This is a genomic window from Mycobacterium sp. NGS39, from assembly GCF_059812765.1.
In genome coordinates this window covers 150,201-169,010 of the sequence record NZ_JCALDH010000004.1, presented here as the reverse complement: position 1 = coordinate 169,010, position 18,810 = coordinate 150,201, and the positions used below count along the sequence as shown (strand labels likewise).

The following is an 18,810-nucleotide window of genomic DNA, read 5'->3' as shown; positions in this document are numbered from 1 at the left end:
CGAAATTCGGCTCATTCGAGGAGATTCGTTGCGCGGGGACACCACTGCGTCCACTGTCGCCGTCCACCGGCTCGACGACGAGGTGGTCAGCCGGTTCGCCACCTGCTGCCTGGCCCTGGGCCTACCGGTCCGCGATCGGCGCCGGCCCGCCGACGTAGCGACAGCGCGGTCAGGATTCGCCGCGCTGGCGCGGATGGCACACGAGCAGTGCGACGCGTGGGTGGGCCTGGCAGCCGCGGGCGACGCATCCGAGCGTGTGCTCGAGGCGATCTGGCGCACTAGCGACACCGCCGGTCGCCTCCAGCGCGCAGTGAACATGGCGCCAGGCACGCTCGGGTTTCGCTACGACACCGGACTCTACCTGCACCTGCGCGCCAGCACGCCCGACGACTTCACGCTCGCGTATGCCGCGGCGTTGATTGGGCGCGGTGAGTTCGCCCGCGCCGCGGGTCTGATCGACGAGGTGCGCCAGCGCCGACCGCAGTCGATCGAAGCCCGGTGGATGGCGGCCACGGTGAACCACCGCGCCGCCCGGTGGTCCGACGTCGTCACGCTGCTCACTCCGGTCGTCACCGACGCCGATCTGGACCCGACGATCGCTCACGCGGTGCGTGTGGCGCTGGGCACCTCGCTGGCGATGCTGGGCATGTTCGCCCCCGCGTTGTCCTACCTCGAAGACCCTGCCGGACCCGTCGAGGTGGCCGCCGTGGACGGCGCGCTGGCCAAGGCGCTCGCGTTGCGCGGACACGGCCAGAACGAGGACGCCGACGACGTGCTGCACGAGCTGTACGCCGCACATCCTGAGCGGCACGACGTCGAGCAGGCGCTGTCGGACCCGACGTACGGCGTGGTCACCACCACAGCCGCACGCATCGAGGCCCGCACCGATCCCTGGGATCCGGCGACCGAACCCAGCGAGGCCGACTTCATCGACCCGGGTGCGCACGACCGAAAGGCAGAACTTCTCGCCGAAGCCGAACGCGAACTCGGGGAGTTCATCGGGCTCGACGAGGTCAAGACCCAGGTGTCGCGGCTGAAAAGCTCCGTCGCGATGGGCTTGCTGCGCCAACAGCGCGGGCTGGCGGTCGCGCAGCGCACCCATCACCTGGTGTTCGCCGGACCGCCGGGCACGGGCAAAACCACCATCGCGCGTGTGGTGGCCAAAATCTATTGCGGCCTAGGGCTTTTGAAGCGGGAGAACATCCGCGAAGTGCACCGCGCCGACCTCATCGGCCAGCACATCGGCGAAACCGAGGCCAAGACCAACGCAGTGATCGACAGCGCGCTCGACGGCGTGCTGTTCCTCGACGAGGCCTACGCGCTGGTGGCCACCGGCGCCAAGAACGACTTCGGGCTGGTCGCGATCGACACGCTGCTGGCCCGGATGGAAAACGACCGCGACCGGCTGGTCGTCATCGTCGCGGGCTACCGCGCCGAACTCGACCAGTTCCTCGACACCAACGAGGGCCTGCGGTCGCGGTTCACCCGCTCGATCGACTTCCCCTCCTACTCCCCCGCCGAATTGGTCGAAATCGCAACGATGATGGCGAAGAACCGCGACAGCGTCTTCGAGCCGGCCGCCGTCGACGAGATGCTGGCCGTCTTCACCACCCTGTGCAACACCGAAAGTCCCGACGCCCGCGGAGTGTCGCGGCGAAGAATCGACATCGCCGGCAACGGCCGGTTCGTCCGCAACGTCGTCGAACGCTCCGAAGAGGAGCGCGAGCACCGGCTCGACAATTCGGGCCTCGACGAGTTCACCGACGACGACCTGATGACGATCACCGCGGACGACGTGCGCACGACGATCGCGGCGTTGTTACGCGGTCTCGGCCTTCCCGAGGCGGCATGAGCGACGATCAGCGGCGCACGTTCTCGTCGCGCACCCCGACCAACGAGAACCCCGACCAGGTCTCCTATCGCCGGGGATTCGTCACTCGCCACCAGGTTTCAGGATGGCGCTTCGTCATGCGCCGAATCGCGTCGGGGGTGGCGCTGCACGACGCGCGGATGCTGGTCGACCCTTTGCGCAGCCAGTCGCGAGCTCTCACCGTCGGTGCGCTCCTGATGGTGACCGGGGTCATCGGCTGCCTGATCTTCTCGTGGATCCGGCCCGGCGGTGTCGCCGGCAACGACGTCGTGCTGGCCGACCGCGCGACGTCGGCGCTGTACGTGCGGGTGGGCGAAAATCTGCATCCGGTCCTCAATCTCGCCTCGGCGCGGCTGATCGCCGGAAAGCCGGTCGACCCTAAACCGGTGAAAAGCCAAGAGCTGGACCGGTTTCCGCGCGGGAACCTGGTCGGAATCCCGGGCGCGCCGGAACGCATGGTGCAGAACCGCAGCCACGACGCCGACTGGACGGTGTGCGACGGCGACGGCGTGACCGTGATCGCCGGAGCACCCCAGCCCGGTAACGGCCGCGCCGGCGACCTGCCGAGGGCACACGGCGTCCTGGTGGGCGCCGAAAACGGCACCTGGCTGCTGTGGAACGGGCGGCGCAGCCGGATCGACTTGACCGACACCGCGGTGACCAGCGCGCTGGGCTTCGGCGCCGGCGTGCGCGCAGCGCGGCCGATCAGCGAAGGCTTGTTCAATGCGATCCCGGAGGCACCGGCACTGACGGTGCCTCCGATCCCGGACGCAGGCCAAGCGCCGGCCTTCGCGATGCCGGTGCCCGCACCGATCGGTGCGGTGGTCAGCGCCTATGCGCCGGATGGCTCGATGTTGTACTACGCCGTGTTGCCGGACGGGCTGCAACAAGTCAGTGGCGTGCTGGCTGCGATGTTGCGCAACAACGATTCTCACGGACTCGATCAGCCGCCGCGACTCAATGCCGATCAGATCGCCCGGCTTCCGGTCTCGACGATGATCGACACGAAACGCTATCCGGACACTCCGACCGCTCTGGTGCAGGCCGCCGATGCCGCGGTGACGTGCGTGCGATGGTCGCAGCCGGCCGGAACCCCTGCGCCAGCGGTGACGCTGCTCGCCGGATCGCGGCTGCCGTTGCCCGAATCGGTGCGCCCTGTCGAACTGGTCAGCGCCGGTGCCGGCGGAACCGCGAACCAGGTGGCGTTGCCGCGCGGCACCGGATACTTCGTCCAGATCGCGGGTGCGGGCGCGCAGTTCTGGGTGTCCGACACCGGTGTGCGCTACGGCCTGGATACCGAAGCCGGTGCGAAAACCGTCGAAGCACTGAGGTTGACACCGCAGCCGTTGCCGATTCCGTCGGCGGTGCTGTCGCTGTTCCCCGTCGGTCCCACACTGTCCCGTGCCGATGCGCTGGTTGCCCACGACGGCTTGGCGCCCGCTGCGCAGCCGGGACGCCGGATCCAGGAGACCCGTTGAGCAGACTGATATTCGAGGCGCAGCAGCGGCTGCCGCGGCCGGCCGCACGGACCGGCACCATCACCATCGAGCCGCCGCCGGAACTGCCGCGTCAGGTTCCGCCGTCGCTGCTGAGGCGGGTCCTGCCGTACCTCATCGTGTTGCTCATCGTCGGGATGATCATCGCGCTGGTGGCTACCGGCATGCGGCTGATCACGCCGCAGACGTTGTTCTTCCCGTTCGTGCTGCTACTCGCCGCGACTGCGCTGTACCGCGGCACCGACAATAAGACCCGCACCGAGGAGATCGACGCCGAGCGGGCCGACTACTTGCGCTATCTGTCGGTGGTGCGCGACAACGTGCGCGCCCATGCCGCCCAGCAGCGGGCGGCCCTCGAGTGGTCGCACCCCGATCCTGTTGCGCTGCAGGCAGTTCCAGGCACACGCCGGCAATGGGAGCGCGACCCGTACGACTCGGACTTCCTCGTGGTGCGCGTCGGGCGCCACGACGTGCCGCTGGACACCGCGCTGCGCGTCAAGGACACCGCCGACGAGGTGGACCTGGAGCCGGTTTCACACAGCACGCTGCGTGGACTGCTGGAAATTCAGCGCATTGTGCGCGACGCGCCGGTCGGCATCGACATCCGCAAGGTCGCCCGCATCACGCTGCACGGCGGCGACGACGCTCGGGCCGCGCTGCGGGCATGGATTGCACAGGCCGTGAGTTGGCACGACCCCTCGGTGCTCGGTGTCGCGATGGCCGGCCCAGGAGTGGACGACGAGATGTGGTCGTGGCTGAAGTGGTTGCCGCACACCGACATTCCCGCAGAGGTGGACGGTGCCGGACCGGCGCGCTATCTGCGTGCCCGGCCGCAAGACCTGGCCGCCGCGCTCTCCGGGGTGTTAACGGATCGCCCGCCGTTCGGTACCACCACGGACGACGCCGCCAAGCACCTGCTGATCGTGGTCGACGATCCGAACGGAGCCGATGCGGTGGTGCCGCTGCGCGGGCTGGCCGGCGTCACCGTGGTGGAACTGGCCGACACCCCGCCGTACGAAGTGCAATACCCCGACCCCGAGCGACCCGTGCTACGCGTGCGCGACGGCGCCATCGAGCGCTGGGGAAGTGACGGCTGGCAGCCCTACGTCGACGCCGCCGACAGTCTGTCGGTCGACGAGGCCCGCCACATCGCGCGCCGACTGTCACGGTGGGACTCCAATCCCGTCCACATCAGACCCGCGGCGACGCGCGGCGCGACGTTCACCACGCTGCTGGGGATTCCTGACGCGTCACGCCTCGACGTACCCGCGCTGTGGGCGCCACGCAGCCGCGACGACGAACTGCGCGTGCCGATCGGCGTCACCGCATCCGGTGAACCGCTGTACTTCGACCTCAAGGACGAGGCCGAGGGCGGGATGGGCCCACACGGGCTGATGATCGGCATGACCGGATCGGGCAAGTCGCAGACATTGATGTCAATTCTGTTGTCACTGTTGACAACCCACCCCGCAGATCGGCTGATCGTCATCTACGCCGACTTCAAGGGTGAGGCGGGCGCGGACATCTTCCGCAACTTCCCGCAGGTTGTCGCCGTGATTTCGAACATGGCCGACAAGAAGGCGCTGGCGGATCGCTTTGCCGACACACTGCGCGGTGAAGTCGCCCGCCGGGAACAACTCTTGATGGACGCCGGGCGCCGGATCCAGGGCAGCGCATTCAGCTCGGTAGCAGAGTACGAGAACGCGATCGCCGCCGGCCACGAACTGCCGCCGATCCCGACACTGTTCGTGGTGGCCGACGAGTTCAGCCTGATGCTGGCCGACCACCCCGAGTACGCCGATCTGTTCGACTTCGTCGCCCGCAAAGGCCGGTCGTTTCGCATCCACATCCTGTTCGCGTCGCAGACGTTGGACATCGGCAGGATCAAGGACATCGACAAGAACACCTCGTACCGGATCGGCCTGAAAGTGGCCAGCCCCAGCATTTCTCGGCAGATCATCGGAGTCGAGGATGCCTACCACATCGAGTCCGGCAAAGACCACAAGGGCGTCGGCTTCCTGGTCCCCGCCCCGGGTGCGGCACCGATCAAGTTCCGCAGCACCTACGTCGAGGCCATCTACGAGCCGCCGCGCGCCCAGCGGTCTGTGGTCGTGCACGCGGCAACCGAGCCCAAGGCGTTCACCGCCAGTCCCGTCGACCGTGAGCCCGACACCGTGATCGTCAAGGACGATGACGTCGTCGCGGAGCCGCCACGCAAGCTGATCGCGGTCATCGGCGATCAACTCGCGCGCTACGGGCCGCGCGCGCCGCAGCTGTGGTTGCCGCCTCTCGACGAGCCGATACCGCTGGACGCGGTGCTGGCAAGCAGCGGCGTGCAACCGCAGCAATTACGTTGGCCGCTCGGTGAAATCGACCGGCCCTTCCAGATGCGCCGCGACCCTCTGGTGTTCGACGCCAGCTCTGCCGCTGGCAACATGGTGATCCACGGCGGCCCCAAATCGGGTAAGTCGACCGCGCTGCTCACATTCATCCTGTCGGCGGCCGCGCTGCATTCGCCGCGCGACGTCACGTTCTACTGCATCGACTACGGCGGCGGGCTCTTGGACTCCGTCGAAGGCCTCGCGCACGTCGGCAGCGTCGCGGCCGCCTGGGACGACGAGCGCATCCGGCGCACCTTCGGCGAGTTGGAACAGCTGCTGCGCATCCGGCAGCGCGGCCCGGCGGCGCGCGGCCGCCGCTACGACGACGGCTATGGCGAAGTCTTTCTGGTCGTCGACAACCTCTATGCGTTCAGCCGGGACAACACCGACCAGTTCAACACGCGAAACCCCTTGCTGGGCAGGCTTACTGAACTCGTGAACACCGGGCTGGCCTACGGCATTCACGTGGTGATCACCACGCCGAACTGGCTCGAGGTGCCGCTGGCCATGCGCGACGGTCTTGGCCTGCGGCTGGAGCTGCGGCTGCAGGACGTCCAGGACAGCAACGTGCGCGTGGTCGGCGCGCTGCGCCGGCCCGCTGAAAGCGTCCCGCACGACCAGCCGGGCCGCGGGCTGACCATGGCTGCAGAGCACTTCCTGTTCGCCACACCGGATCTCGACCAGATCGGCACGATCAACGCCCGCTATCCCGGCATGTCGGCACCGCCGGTGCGGCTGCTGCCGACCAACCTGTCGCCCGCCGAGCTGATCGCACACGGCGGCACTCTGTACCCGGGACGCGAACGCATCGTCATCGGACAACGAGAGCAGGACTTGTCGCCGGTCGCACTCGACTTCGCCGCCAACCCGCTGTTGATGGTGTTCGGGGACAACAGATCTGGGAAGACCACGTTGCTGCGGCACGTGATCCGCACCCTGCGCGAGCACACCGATCCCGGCCAGCTGGCGTTCACTGTCGTCGACCGCAGGCTGCACCTCGTGGACGAGCCGCTGTTCCCGGACAACGAGTACACCACCAACATCGACCGGGTGCTGCCCGCCATGCTGGGTTTGTCGGCACTGATCGCCGAGCGCCGCCCTCCTGCCGGGCTGAGCCCGCGCGAACTCGCCGAGTGGTCGGCGGGAGCCCGTGCGGCGCAGAAGCATTACCTGATCATCGACGACGTCGACCAGATCCCCGACGGGCCGGCGATGGCGGGCCCGTACGTCGGGCAGCGGCCCTGGACCAGCCTGATCGGGTTGCTGGCAGAGGCCGCCGATCTGGGCCTTCGGGTTATCGTGACCGCCCGCGCGACGGGCTCGGGTCACACACTGATGACCAGCCCGCTCCTGCGGCGACTCAACGACCTGCAGGCCACCACGATCATGCTGTCGGGCAATCCCCAAGACGGGGGCAAGATCCGCGGGCACCGGTTCACGCGGCTGCCTGCCGGGCGCGCAATGTTGTTGGACGACAGCGATGTTGCGACCTATGTCCAGTTGGTCAATCCGCTCGTCGCCGAACCTGCTCTTGGCAAAGCTCACGGAAACGCTCATGGAGAGGAGTACCCGTCATGACCTTGCGAGTCGTCCCTGAAGGGCTCGCCGCCGCCGGGGCGGCGGTCGAGGCGCTGACCGCGCGGCTGCTGGCGGCGAACAACGCCGCCGCGACGGTGACCACCGCCGTCATCCCGCCGGCCGCGGACCCGGTCTCGCTGCAAGCCGCGATCGGCTTGTCGGCGCACAGCGCCCAGCACGGCGTCGTCGCCGCACAGGGCGTCGAAGAACTCGGCCGGTCGGGTGCGGGCGTCGCCGACTCCGGCAGCAGCTATGCCGAAGGCGACGCGCACGCCGCGGCCTCGTACCTGCTCACCCGCGGCGGACGATGACCGCTCCAATCTGGATGGCGTCGCCTCCGGAGGTGCACTCGACGCTGCTGAGCAGCGGGCCGGGCCCAGGGCCGCTGCTTGCGGCGGCAGCGGCGTGGCAAGCCTTGAGTGCCGAATATGCCGCGGCGGCAGCTGAATTGACCTCGATCCTGGGGGATGTGCAGGGCGGCGCGTGGCAGGGGCCGTCCGCGGAGCAGTACGTGGCCGCACACGCGCCGTTCCTCGCGTGGCTGACCGAGCAGAGCGCGGCCCACGCGGCCACCGCGGCGCAACACGAAACGGTTGCGGCCGCCTACACCACCGCCTTGGCGACCATGCCGACCCTGGCCGAGCTGGCGCTCAACCATGCCACGCACGCCGTGCTGGTAGCCACCAATTTCCTTGGCATCAACACGATTCCGATCGCGCTGAACGAGGCCGACTACGTCCGGATGTGGATTCAGGCGGCGACGTCGATGACCACCTACCAGGCGCTGGCCACCACGGCGTTGATGTCGCTGCCGGCTGAGACCCCCGCCCCGGCGGTGCTTGCGCCGGGCGTCGGCGAAGCGGGTCGCGCCGCGGCTGACGCGGGCCAGGGTGCCGCCGACGCACGCGCCGCCGAGGCGGGCGAGTCCCTGAACAACAGCGATCTGATCTCCGATTGGCTGAACCGGTATCTGAACTCGATACCCGGCTGGGACGAGATCCTGAAGTTCTTGCAGGACCCGATCGGAACGCTGCGGCGAATGCTCAGCGACTTTCTCACCAATCCTGCGGCAGCGTTCGTCAACTGGTTCCCGCTGCTGTTCGCGATCGGCTATCAAGCCTTCTTCCAGCCGGTCGGGTGGACGACGTGGATGTTGATCTTGAGTTCCCCGGCGTGGCTCCCGATATTGATTGCCGTCGCCGCCATAGGCGCCAACACACTCCTGCCGCAGCAGCCGCAACCAGAGCCCACGGCCGCGGCACCCGCCCCGCCGGTGCAAGTGTCGGCGCCGCGCGCCGACCAGCCGTCGAGTTTCGCCGCCGCCGGCCTTCCGACCAGCGTCGCGAGCCCCGGGGCGGCACCTGCGACCGCGCCTGCGCCCGGTTCGGCGCCGGCCGCACCGTCGTCGCCGGCTCCGGCGGCCGCCGAGGGTCTGGGCTACGCCGTCCGGGGTGACAACCCGGAAGAAGGTGTCGGACCGACGCTGATCGACAGAACGGGCGCCAAGGCGCCGGCCGCAGACATTCCCGCGGCGGCGTCGGCGGCCGCTTCGGCGTCGGTCGCCGAGAAGCGGCGCGCCAGGCGGCGCCGCGGCGCCTCGCTGAAGGAACGCGGGCACCGCGACGAATACATGGACATGGATGCCGGCAGCGACGGACCGCCGCCCCCCGAGCCGGAGCCGGTCGCCGCGGCGTCGCAGCGCGGCGCCGGCCCCATGGGCTTCGCTGGAACCGCGGGCAAGTCCGGCGCCGCCGCAACGGGTTTGACCATGCTGGCGGGTGACATGTTCGGCAACGGCCCGACGATGCCGATGATGCCCAGCACCTGGGAGTCCGACACCGAAAAACCCACCGAAGAAATCGAGAGAAAGGAAACCGAATGAGCCTGTTGGATGCTCATATCCCCCAACTGGTCGCCTCCGAATCCGTGTTCGGGGCCAAGGCCGCGCTGATGCGCAGCACCATCTCACATGCCGAACAGGCCGCGATGTCGGCGCAGGCCTTCCACGTCGGTGAGTCGTCGGCGGCGTTTCAGGCCGCGCACGCACGATTCGTCGAAGCCGCAGCCAAGGTGAACACCCTGCTTGACATCGCCCAGGCGAACCTCGCCGACGCCAGTGGCACCTATGTCGCCGAGGACGCCGCCGCCGCCAGCCGCTACACCGGCTTCTGAGCCGACACCGATCCCGAGGAAGGAACTCTGATGTCACAGATCATGTACAACTACCCCGCAATGCTGGCGCATGCGGGCGAAATGAACGGCTACGCAGGCGCATTGGGAGCAGTCGCGGCCGACATCGCCAGCGAGCAGGCCGCGCTGGCCGGGGCCTGGCAGGGCGACACCGGCATGAGCTATCAGGCTTGGCAAACGCAGTGGAACCAGGCGGCCGAAGAGCTGGTCCGCGCCTACCACGCAATGGCCTCCACCCACGAGATGAACACGATGTCGATGAACGCCCGGGACAACGCCGAAGGCGCCAAATGGGGTGGTTAGGTGCCGCCGTCGCCTAACGCTGTCGAACTCACCGTCGACCAGGCCTGGTTCATCGCTGACGCGACTGGAGCCGGGAGCTTTCCGTGGGTGCTGGGGATCACGCCGTCGTATGCCGACCGCAGCGAAGCCGCCAGCTTCGAGCAGACGCAACGCGAAGCACTCACCAAGCTGGGCGTGATGTCAGCGGCCGGAGCGGTCAATCCTCAAGTAGCGCAATGGATCCGGACGGTCTGTTTCTGCGAACGGTGGCTGGAGTTGCGCTACGTCGGGCCCTTTCGTGCCGACGTCTTGCGCGGCTTCGTCGGGCGCCGGGGCGACGACACCGTGGTCGCGCTGCGCAACGCGCAGCTTGTCACATTCACCGCGATGGCCGTCGACCATCCGCTGGCGCTGGTGCCGATCGTGGCCGCCGGCCTCACCGGGCGACGGCCGGCCGAGTTTCCCGAGTTCACGCTGCCGGCGCGGGTGGGTGCTCGCGCCGACGAGCAACTGAGGTCAGGCGCGAAAGTCGCTGAGTTGTTGGACTTTCTCGGTGTCCCGGCTGCAGCGCGGCCGGCGGTCCAAGCGGTGGACAGCGGACCGCGCAGCTATGTCGAGATCGTCGCCGGGGCGCGCCGTAGCGGCAGGCACGCCACATCGGAGGTGGGTGTCGGCATCGTGGACAGCACCGTAGGGCGCATCCTGGTCAGCCCCGAGCGTGCGGCCGACGGCCAGTGGGTGTCGACGTTCGCGCCGGGTACCAATCTGGCCATCGCGCTTGCCATCGACCGGTTGACCGCCACCCTGCCGGAGGGCCGCTGGTTCCCCGACGTGGCGCTGACACGGCAATTCAGCACCCAGACGAGCTAAGGAAACTCAGATGTCACAAACCCAAGAAGCCTTCGAGTCGCCCGCCATGTCCGTCGCCCGGGTGGCGGTGCTGGCCGACACCAGACTCGTCGACGTCGTGCTTCCCACGGATCTGCCGCTGCGCGAAGTCATCCCGGCGGTACATCGGTTGACCACACCAGGAGCCACCACCGGTGCGGCGCAGCCCATGAGCCTCGCCCCGGTCGGCGGCGCACCTTACAGCCTCGACGCCACACTCGACACGGTCGGCGTGGCCGACGGGGATTTGCTTGTGCTGCAACCGGTTCCGTCAGGTCCTCCCGCGCCGGGCATCGTCGAAGACGTGGCCGACGCCGCCGTGATCTTCTCCGAGTCGCGTCGCAAGCCATGGGGGCTGCCTCACATCAGGCGCACGGCTCGCATCGCGGCACTCGCAGTCGTCCTCGCCACCACCGGCTTCCTGCTCGCCTATCAGCACGCAATCAGAGGACAGTTGGTCGCGGTGGCGGGGCTCGGCGCCGTCGCGGCGATCGTGGGGGCCGCCGCGCTGGTGGCCGCGGCCAAGTCAGCGCGGGTGGGCGCCGATCTGGCCGCGGTGGCACTGGTGTCGATTGCCGCGGCGCTCGCCGTGGCGCTACCGAGTGACCAGTGGGCGCCGCGCGCCATGCTTGCCGCCGCGGGCGTCGCGGCTTGGTCGCTGTTGTGGATGAGTGTCCGCGACAGCGCAATCGCCTTCTTCACCGGAACCGCCGTGATCGGTGTCGGCGTGCTGCTGGCCGCCGCGGCCGCGACACTGTGGCATCTGTCGGCGGTCAGTCTCGGCTGCGGCTTGATCGTGTTCGCGTTGCTGGTGACGATCCGGGCCGCGCAGTTGTCGGCCGCCTGGGCTCGGCTGCCGCTGCCCGTCATCCCGGCGCCGGGCGACCCGACGCCGGCTCCGCCGTCGTTGCGGGTGTTGCGTGACCTGCCCCGCCGGGTGCGGGTCAGCGACGCCCACCAGACGGGGTTCATCGCCGGTGCGGTGCTTCTTGCCGTCGTCGGATCGCTTGGCGTTGCGGCAGATTCACCCAGCCCGTGGGGCTGGTACGTGATCGGGGCGGCTGCCGCCGGCGCCGTGCTGCGGGCCCGAGTGTGGGATTCGGCGCCGTGCAAGGCGTGGCTGCTGGCCCACCCGTTTCTGCTCACCTCCGCGTTGGCAGTGGGATACACCCTGGCCGAGCACTTCGCGGCGGCCGGGGTTGCACTGGGTGTACTCGCCGCACTGACCCTGGCTTGGATCGTCGTGGCGCTCAACCCCCGGATGGGTGAACCGGACAGCTACTCGCTGCCGATGCGGCGCGCAGTCGGGTTCCTGTCCGCGGCGATCGACGCGTCTCTGCTCCCGGTGATGGCGTACGTGGTCGGCATCTTCGACTGGGTCTTGAACCGGTGAGCTTCGCCTTCTGGCGCGCAACGCGAGCGGGCGCGGCCACCGCCTGCGCGCTGCTCGTCGCGTGTCCGTCGGCCGCGGCGATCACTCCCCCGGTCGCCGACGGCGCGGCGCTTCCACCCAACCCGAATCCGTCGCCGTCGGGCATGGTGCAGCGCACTGAGTGCGTGGTCAGTGGAGTCATGCCCGGGACCGATCCGGCCGCCGCCACGCGCAGCCAGCTGACGCTGAATTTGCCCGGGGCATGGCAGTTTTCGCGTGGTGAGGGGCAGACGGTGGCGGTGATCGACACCGGTGTCAAACGCGGCCCGCGACTTCCGAACGTCGAGCCCGGTGGTGACTACGTCGCGGCGACCGACGGTCTGACCGACTGCGACGGCCACGGCACCGCGGTGGCCGGGATCATCGGCGGCCAGCCGGGAGGTGACGGGTTCACCGGTGTTGCGCCCGCCGCCAGGCTGCTGTCGATCCGCCAGACGTCGGCGCAGTACGCGCCGCAGGCACCCGGACAGGATCCCGCGGTGGCGAGGGCGGCCGTCGACATCGACACGCTGGCGCGCGCGGTGGTGTTCGCCGCCGACCGCGGTGCTCGGGTGATCAACGTGTCGGTGGTGACATGCCTTCCGGTGAACAAGAACATCGAGCAGAGCTCACTGGGCGCGGCATTGCGTTACGCGGCGGTCGAAAAGGACGCCGTGATCGTCGCGGCGGCGGGAAACGCGGTGGGCGTCGCGGGTTGCGAATCGAACCCGCTCACCGACGTCAGCCGCCCCGATGACCCGCGCAACTGGGCCGGCGTGACGTCGGTGTCGATACCGTCGTGGTGGCAGCCGTACGTGCTGTCGGTGGGTTCGGTAACGCCGTCCGGTCTTCCGTCGCGCTTCACGATGGCCGGGCCGTGGGTAGGTCTGGCCGGTCCCGGCGAGGGCATCGCGTCGGTGAGCAACGACCCGTCCGGCGGGCTGGCCAACGGGTTCCCCGCCCCGAATGACCGGATGGTGCCGATCGACGGCACGAGCTATGCGGCCGCATATGTTTCGGGCGTCGCCGCTTTGGTGCGCAGCCGCTACCCGGAACTGAGCGCCGCCCAGGTGGTGGACCGCTTGGTACGCACCGCGAACAACGCCTCGCGCTCACCGTCGAATCTGGTGGGCGCCGGGGTGGTCAATCCGGTGGCGGCGTTGACGTGGGAGCTGCCGCCGCCGGCGCAGCCCCCGGTGGCGCACATCCCGCCGCCGGTCGAGCCGCAGGCGGCCGATCCGATGCCGCGCATCCTCGCGTTCTCGGGAGTCGGTGTGTTGACGGTCGTGACGGTGGTGGCGGCGCTGGCCGCCCGACGGAAGGTGGATACGAAGTGAGATTCCGGGATCCGGCCCGGGCGGGCACATGGCGGATCACCTTGGCTGCCTTGGCAATGACTCTTCTGGTCGCCGCGGTGTGGCGTTGGCAGCCGTCCGACTGGTGGTGGGTCGGTGCGCTGGCCGTGGTGCTCGTTGCGCTTCTCGGCTCGTGGCACAAGGTGCCGCTGTCCACGCTCGTACGCCGCTGGATCGCGCTGATCGGCCGCAAACTGCGCCGTGCCCGGGCGTCGACGCGGGCCCGCGGCGACGCTTCGGCCACCGACGTGACGGCCACCGACGTGAAAACCACCGTGCTTCTGCAGGTCGTCTCGGGTCCGGGCGAAGTGTTTCCCCTGCAGACCCTCGCCGGCTATCTGGACCGCTACGGCATCAAATGTGCCGCAGTGCGGGTGACAACAGTTGTCCCCGAACGTCTTACCTGGATCAGCCTGACCGTCGGTGCCGCGGACAACCTGACCGCACTGCTGGCCCGCGGCGCGCACCTGCCGCTGCACGAGACCGCGCACGTGGTGCAGCGTCGTCTCGCTGATCATCTGCGCGAACTCGGCTGGCAGGTGCAGGCGGTGCACGCGTCGGACATTCCGTGGGCCGCCCCGGTGAGCGAGCACTGGCGTGGCGTGCGGGTGGACCGCGGCTATGTCGCCGCCTACGACGTGAACGTCGACAGCGCGGTGGCGGACACACTGTCGGACATCTGGGCGGCGCCGGTGCTGCAGGCGTGGACCGTGGTGGAGCTGACCGGCGACCCGCGGCGCCCGGCGATGTCGGTGAGCGCTGCATTGTTGTCGGCCGACAAGCCCGCCCGAAAGGCGCCCGTCAAGGGCATCGTCGCTCATGTCGGCGATCATCGGGCCGCCCTGGACAGACTGCATCCCGCATCGACGAAACTCGTTGGAACAGCGGCATACCCGACCGCGGGGCTGCTGCCCGGCCTTTCCTTGCCGGCCGGTGCATCCTCGGCGCGCCAGCCCGCCGCGTCCGCTTAGCGGCGCTCGGCTACCGTGCGGAGATCCGCCAGCCGGCGCTGTCCTGCTGGTGGCGCCAGAAATCGGCGAACCGCCCACCGAGTGCGGTGAGTTCGTCGATGGTCCCCTGCTCGACGATCACGCCGTCGTCGACGAACAGCACATGGTCGGCGTGCCGGATCGCGTCGAGGCGATGCGCGATCATCACCCGGGTGCGGCGCTGGGGATCGTCTTTGATCGCGTCGACGATCAGCGTCTCGTTTTCGGTGTCCAACGCGCTGGTCCCCTCGTCGACCAGCAGTAAACTCGACGGTTTCACCAGTGCCCGGGCGATGCTCACGCGTTGACGTTCGCCACCGGACAGCGCTGCGCCGGCTTCCCCGACGCGGGTGTGCACGCCGTCGGGCAGCCGCTCGACGAGCTGGTCGACCCGGGCCAGGGCCATCGCGGCGCGAATCTCCTCGTCGGTGGCGTCTGGATTCCCCACGCGCACGTTGTCCCAGATCGGCCCGTCGAAGAGGTACGGATGCTGAAACACCATGCTGACCAAGGCCCGACGCGACTCGGCATCCAGATCCGTCACGTCCACCCCGTCGACCAGGATCTGCCCGGAGTCCGGGGTGAGCAGCCCGGCGATGAGGAACAGCACCGTGGTCTTTCCCGACCCGGAGGGGCCGACGATCGCCGTGGTGGTGCCGGGTTCGAGGGTGAAGTTGATATCGTGGAGGACCTGCCCGCCGGAGTCGCGGTAGCCGAAGCTGACATCGCGGAATTCGATTCGCGGAGAATGCGATTGGGCAGTCCAGGCCGTAGACCCGTTTGCGGACGGCGCATGCGGAGCGGAGACGACGGCGCGCAGCCGCGCGAGCAGGCCACGCGAGGATTCGATGGCAGTGGACAGTTCGGCCAGCACCGTGAACGGCTCGAGGAACCGCACCATGACGATCGCCAGCGCCACGGCCTCGGGTGCTCCGATCTCACCGCGCAACGCTAGCGTCGTGATCGTGCCGGCAAGCAGGATCAGGCCCACTTGGCTGGCGATGCTGAACAGCAGCTGCCCGGGGATCTGAAAAAGCAGTAGCCGCAACGTGGTTCCCTGGGCCGCAGTGATGGCCCGGCCCGTTTCGCTGCGCGCGGCGGTCACCCGCCGGCTGGCACGCAACGCCTGCTGGGTGCGGGCGAACTCCAGAATGCGTTCGGTCAGCGCACTGTGTGCACGCGCATCCGCGGCGTCTGCGGCACGCACGATCCGTTGACTGCCTACTAGCGCACCGAAAAGTACCGGCAGTGCGATCGCCGCCGCGACACCCAGCTGCCACGAGAACAAGAACAATCCCGCGGTGATCGCCACCGGCAGCAACAGCGCGCCGACGAACGGAGTGAGCAGATAGGCGACCAACCCGACAAGGTCTGGACCGCTGGCGGCGATCGCCTGCCGAGCCATCGCGGTATTGTCGGCCGTGAACCACCACAGCGGAGTCTCGGTGAGCCGCTCGGCCATTGCGTGCTGGGTGGTGTCCACCAATGCGAAGCCGATCCGGAAACCAATGCGCGCCAATACCGTGTCGACAATCCACCCGGCCGCGGTGGTCGCGGTCAACGCCGCGAGCCAGGGCAGCGCGTCGGCCGGCGTCGACCCGAAAAGGCTTACCACAAGCGGCACCAGCAACAGCGCACTTGCGGCACGCAGCACGACCGAGATCACCGACAGCACCACGTAGCCGACGACGTGGCCGCGGTACTGGCTGGGAATCAACCGGATCAGGTTGGCGATCATCGGGCGGCCTTTCCGGTCAGGACGAACGACGTTGCGGCGACGGTCTCGAGTCGGCTCTCCCAGAGACGGCGATACCGGCCGTGCGCCTCGAGAAGGTCACGGTGGGTGCCGGTCTCGACCACACGGCCGTGGTCGAGGACGACGATCTGGTCGGCATGGGTGATCGTGTGCAGGCGGTGCGCGATCACCAGCACGGTCCGATTGCGGATCAGTCGGCCGAGTGCTTTCTGCACGAGGTATTCCGACTCCGGGTCGGCGAACGCCGTCGCCTCGTCCAGCACCAGGATCGGGGTGTCGGCGAGCAGGGCACGCGCGATGGTCAACCGCTGACGTTCCCCTCCCGAGAGCGCAGTGCCCGCGCCCAGCACCGTGTCATATCCGTGCGGAAGACGCAGTATCCGCTCGTGGATCTGCGCTTCCCTAGCAGCGGCTTCGATGTCGGCGGCACTCGCGTCCGGCACGGCCAACGCGATGTTGTCGCGGACGGTGCTGGCCACCAGCTGCACGTCCTGGAAGACGAACCCGACAAGCCTGTAGAGCTCGTCGGCGCTCAGCGACCGGATGTCGCGGCCGTCGATGCGGATCGCGCCGGCGTCGACGTCGTGGAAGCGCGCGAGCAGCGACGCCAGTGTCGACTTCCCCGAGCCCGACGGCCCCACCAGTGCTGTCACCGTTGCAGGCCGCAGGGTCAGTGACACGTCGTGAATCACCGGTACGCCCGGGCGGTAGCCGAAGCTGACGGAGTCGAACTGCACTGTGCCGCAGCGATTTTCGGGCGACAGAATGGGTTTCGTCTCGCCGTGGGTGGTCAGTTCCGTCTCGTCGAGCGTGTTGGCGATGCGCCGGGCGGCGTCGAGCCCGTCACGCAGGCCGCCCAGCCCGTATGCAATACCCAGCAGACGGCTGCCGAACGTGGTGCCCAACACCAGGAACGGCAGCAGGGTCGCGGGCTGCATCACACCACCGCCGACGAACAGCGTGCCGGCGGCGGCGATCAGCCAGAGAAACGTCGCGGGGCGGGTGACGATGTCCATGAACGTCTTCTTCCCGATGAACGGGCGCTGCCAGGCGTTCAGGAAAGCGATGTACTCGTCGAGGCTTCGCCGGAACGGTGAGGCTGCGGCGCCCCCGAACACCCGGATCACCGGCTGGCCCTCGAGAAACGCCGCTGCCTCGTCGTTCATCCGTTCGGCCCAGCGCGTCGCCTGCGCCATCTTCGGGCCGCTCTGGTACACCATGGTCCAGGTGGTGACGATGTAGACCAGGATCGGCAGCAGCAGCACGAGCGCCAGGCGCCAGTCGACAGCGAACAGGTACACCAGCACGGCCACCGGTGCCACCACCGCGGCTACCGCATCCGAAACCGCATGGGTGACAAGGTAATGCAGCGCCAGGGTGTCGTCCTGGATGAGTTTCTTGACCGCGCCGGAGCCGCGCTGTGTGAACCACCCCAGCGGCAGCCGGGCCAGCTTGTCGACCAGCCGCCGCCGCACCGCCGCGCTGAACCGCAGGTCGACCAGATGCAGCCACAGGATGAGGGCTGCGCCGAGCACCGCGCTGACGCCGAGCAGCACCACGAACGCCGTGACAGTGTTCCACACCCGCGCCTCGTCGGCACCGGCCAGCAGTAGCCGAGCCAGCTCGACCAGCACCACGAACGGCGCCAGTTCGAGCAGCGTGATCAATGCCTGCAGAACGCCGCTGGCGATCAACTGCGGCTTGAGCGGGGCCAGCAGTTCCTTGGCCGCTTGCGAACGCCACCGGCCCCTGCGGGCGGGCGGTCGGCTCGGCTCCCCCTTCTCCGCTGTCCCCTTCTCCGCTGTCCTGGGTGGCGTAGTCACTGCTGCGGTATCGGCCTCGCCGCGTCTGCTGCCCATCGCACGGCCATGCGTCCAGTAAGCCTGGGCGTGCAGATCGCTCTTGGGGAAACCGAACGTGTCGCGCAGCCGCTTGCGCAGATGCTTCAGCGAGCCGGCTTCGGTTCCGGCCCATGCGTACCAGTCAGACCAGTCCCGGTCTTCTATCGCGGACGCAAGAGACGTCTCGTCGACCCGAGGCACCCAGTGCAGTCGGCACCGCGGATGATCGGTGATCGGGATGAGTTCGTCTTCGGCGCAATGTTTTTCGAGATACACCTCGACGTCGACCTCGGGCGGTAGCACGTCGAGAATCGAGTTGATCGCGGGCAGCGACGCCGCATCGCCGATCAGCAGAAAACCGGCGGGCAGTTCGTCGGGAACCTCGAACCGCGACGAGCCCAGCGACACCACCGGCACGGTCATTCCCGGCCGCGCGTTCGACGCCCATATGCAGGCCGGTCCGGCCGGCTCGTGCAGAACGACGTCCACCGCGAACCGGCCGGCGTGTGGGTCGGCCCAGACGATCGTGTAGGCGCGCTGATGTTCGGTGGTGCCACCGGCGGGATCGGGGAACCAGAACCGCAGCCACGCGGTCGGCGCCACCGTGACGTCGTCGAACAGTGTCGGCGACGACATGGTCAACCGCAGACAGTGCGGTGCGATCCGTTCGGTCTTCAGCACGGTCGCGACGTGGTCTTTCCCGCCGAAGCCGCGAACCAGCGCTCCTTGCAAGCCTCTGCTCATGATGGACGTCCTCTGTTGGTCGTTCGCCG

13 protein-coding genes are annotated in these 18,810 nt (G+C 68.7%); 11 read left to right on the top strand and 2 right to left on the bottom strand.

Annotated features, from left to right (window positions below; genetic code table 11):
* Positions 1-28 precede the first annotated feature (28 nt).
* Genes eccA through eccE form a run of 11 tightly spaced genes read left to right on the top strand, consistent with a single transcriptional unit; the run spans position 29 to position 14,422 of the window.
* Positions 29-1,852, top strand: a complete 1,824-nt coding sequence (gene eccA / locus AC5Y39_RS07510; protein WP_500016818.1) for a type VII secretion AAA-ATPase EccA — start codon at positions 29-31, stop codon at positions 1,850-1,852.
* On the top strand, positions 1,849-3,348 hold the full coding sequence (gene eccB, locus AC5Y39_RS07505) for a type VII secretion protein EccB (RefSeq protein ID WP_500016820.1): 1,500 nt from the start codon (positions 1,849-1,851) through the stop codon (positions 3,346-3,348). The genes eccA and eccB overlap by 4 nt, the downstream gene beginning before the upstream one ends.
* Entirely contained in the window at positions 3,345-7,325 is a 3,981-nt protein-coding gene (eccCa, locus tag AC5Y39_RS07500; protein ID WP_500016822.1) for a type VII secretion protein EccCa, read from the top strand. Before eccB ends, eccCa begins: the two co-directional genes overlap by 4 nt.
* Complete coding sequence (locus AC5Y39_RS07495; RefSeq protein ID WP_500016824.1) at positions 7,322-7,636, top strand: PE family protein; 315 nt, start codon at positions 7,322-7,324, stop codon at positions 7,634-7,636. Before eccCa ends, AC5Y39_RS07495 begins: the two co-directional genes overlap by 4 nt.
* The gene (locus tag AC5Y39_RS07490) at positions 7,633-9,207 is read left to right on the top strand and encodes a PPE family protein (RefSeq protein WP_500016827.1); all 1,575 of its coding nucleotides are present in this window, start codon (positions 7,633-7,635) and stop codon (positions 9,205-9,207) included. Before AC5Y39_RS07495 ends, AC5Y39_RS07490 begins: the two co-directional genes overlap by 4 nt.
* Entirely contained in the window at positions 9,204-9,497 is a 294-nt protein-coding gene (locus tag AC5Y39_RS07485; RefSeq protein WP_500016829.1) for a type VII secretion protein EsxS, read from the top strand. The genes AC5Y39_RS07490 and AC5Y39_RS07485 overlap by 4 nt, the downstream gene beginning before the upstream one ends.
* A gap of 30 nt (positions 9,498-9,527) precedes the next feature.
* Entirely contained in the window at positions 9,528-9,818 is a 291-nt protein-coding gene (locus AC5Y39_RS07480) for a WXG100 family type VII secretion target (RefSeq protein WP_499949198.1), read from the top strand.
* The gene (locus AC5Y39_RS07475) at positions 9,819-10,667 is read left to right on the top strand and encodes an ESX secretion-associated protein EspG (protein ID WP_500016831.1); all 849 of its coding nucleotides are present in this window, start codon (positions 9,819-9,821) and stop codon (positions 10,665-10,667) included.
* Between the two features lie 10 nt (positions 10,668-10,677).
* Positions 10,678-12,078 (top strand): type VII secretion integral membrane protein EccD, encoded by a 1,401-nt coding sequence (eccD, locus tag AC5Y39_RS07470; RefSeq protein ID WP_500016833.1) that lies wholly within the window; start codon positions 10,678-10,680, stop codon positions 12,076-12,078.
* A complete protein-coding gene (gene mycP / locus AC5Y39_RS07465) occupies positions 12,075-13,433 on the top strand; it encodes a type VII secretion-associated serine protease mycosin (RefSeq protein ID WP_500016835.1) in 1,359 nt (452 codons plus the stop codon). Before eccD ends, mycP begins: the two co-directional genes overlap by 4 nt.
* Entirely contained in the window at positions 13,430-14,422 is a 993-nt protein-coding gene (gene eccE / locus AC5Y39_RS07460) for a type VII secretion protein EccE (RefSeq protein WP_500016836.1), read from the top strand. Before mycP ends, eccE begins: the two co-directional genes overlap by 4 nt.
* 10 nt (positions 14,423-14,432) lie before the next feature.
* On the opposite strand, the gene AC5Y39_RS07455 is transcribed toward eccE, so the two are convergent.
* Together AC5Y39_RS07455 and AC5Y39_RS07450 are read right to left on the bottom strand one after the other, a co-directional pair.
* Complete coding sequence (locus tag AC5Y39_RS07455) at positions 14,433-16,178, bottom strand: ABC transporter ATP-binding protein (RefSeq protein WP_500016838.1); 1,746 nt, start codon at positions 16,176-16,178, stop codon at positions 14,433-14,435.
* A complete protein-coding gene (locus AC5Y39_RS07450) occupies positions 16,175-18,781 on the bottom strand; it encodes an ABC transporter ATP-binding protein/permease (protein WP_500016840.1) in 2,607 nt (868 codons plus the stop codon). Before AC5Y39_RS07450 ends, AC5Y39_RS07455 begins: the two co-directional genes overlap by 4 nt.
* Positions 18,782-18,810 lie beyond the last annotated feature (29 nt).

Coding starts and splice junctions, on each gene's coding strand:
- AC5Y39_RS07490 (WP_500016827.1), top strand. CDS start 7,633: ATGACCGCTCCAATCTGGATGGCGTCGCCTCCGGAGGTGCACTCGACG.
- eccD (WP_500016833.1), top strand. CDS start 10,678: ATGTCACAAACCCAAGAAGCCTTCGAGTCGCCCGCCATGTCCGTCGCC.
- AC5Y39_RS07485 (WP_500016829.1), top strand. CDS start 9,204: ATGAGCCTGTTGGATGCTCATATCCCCCAACTGGTCGCCTCCGAATCC.
- AC5Y39_RS07450 (WP_500016840.1), bottom strand. CDS start 18,781: ATGAGCAGAGGCTTGCAAGGAGCGCTGGTTCGCGGCTTCGGCGGGAAA.
- eccB (WP_500016820.1), top strand. CDS start 1,849: ATGAGCGACGATCAGCGGCGCACGTTCTCGTCGCGCACCCCGACCAAC.
- AC5Y39_RS07495 (WP_500016824.1), top strand. CDS start 7,322: ATGACCTTGCGAGTCGTCCCTGAAGGGCTCGCCGCCGCCGGGGCGGCG.
- AC5Y39_RS07455 (WP_500016838.1), bottom strand. CDS start 16,178: ATGATCGCCAACCTGATCCGGTTGATTCCCAGCCAGTACCGCGGCCAC.
- AC5Y39_RS07480 (WP_499949198.1), top strand. CDS start 9,528: ATGTCACAGATCATGTACAACTACCCCGCAATGCTGGCGCATGCGGGC.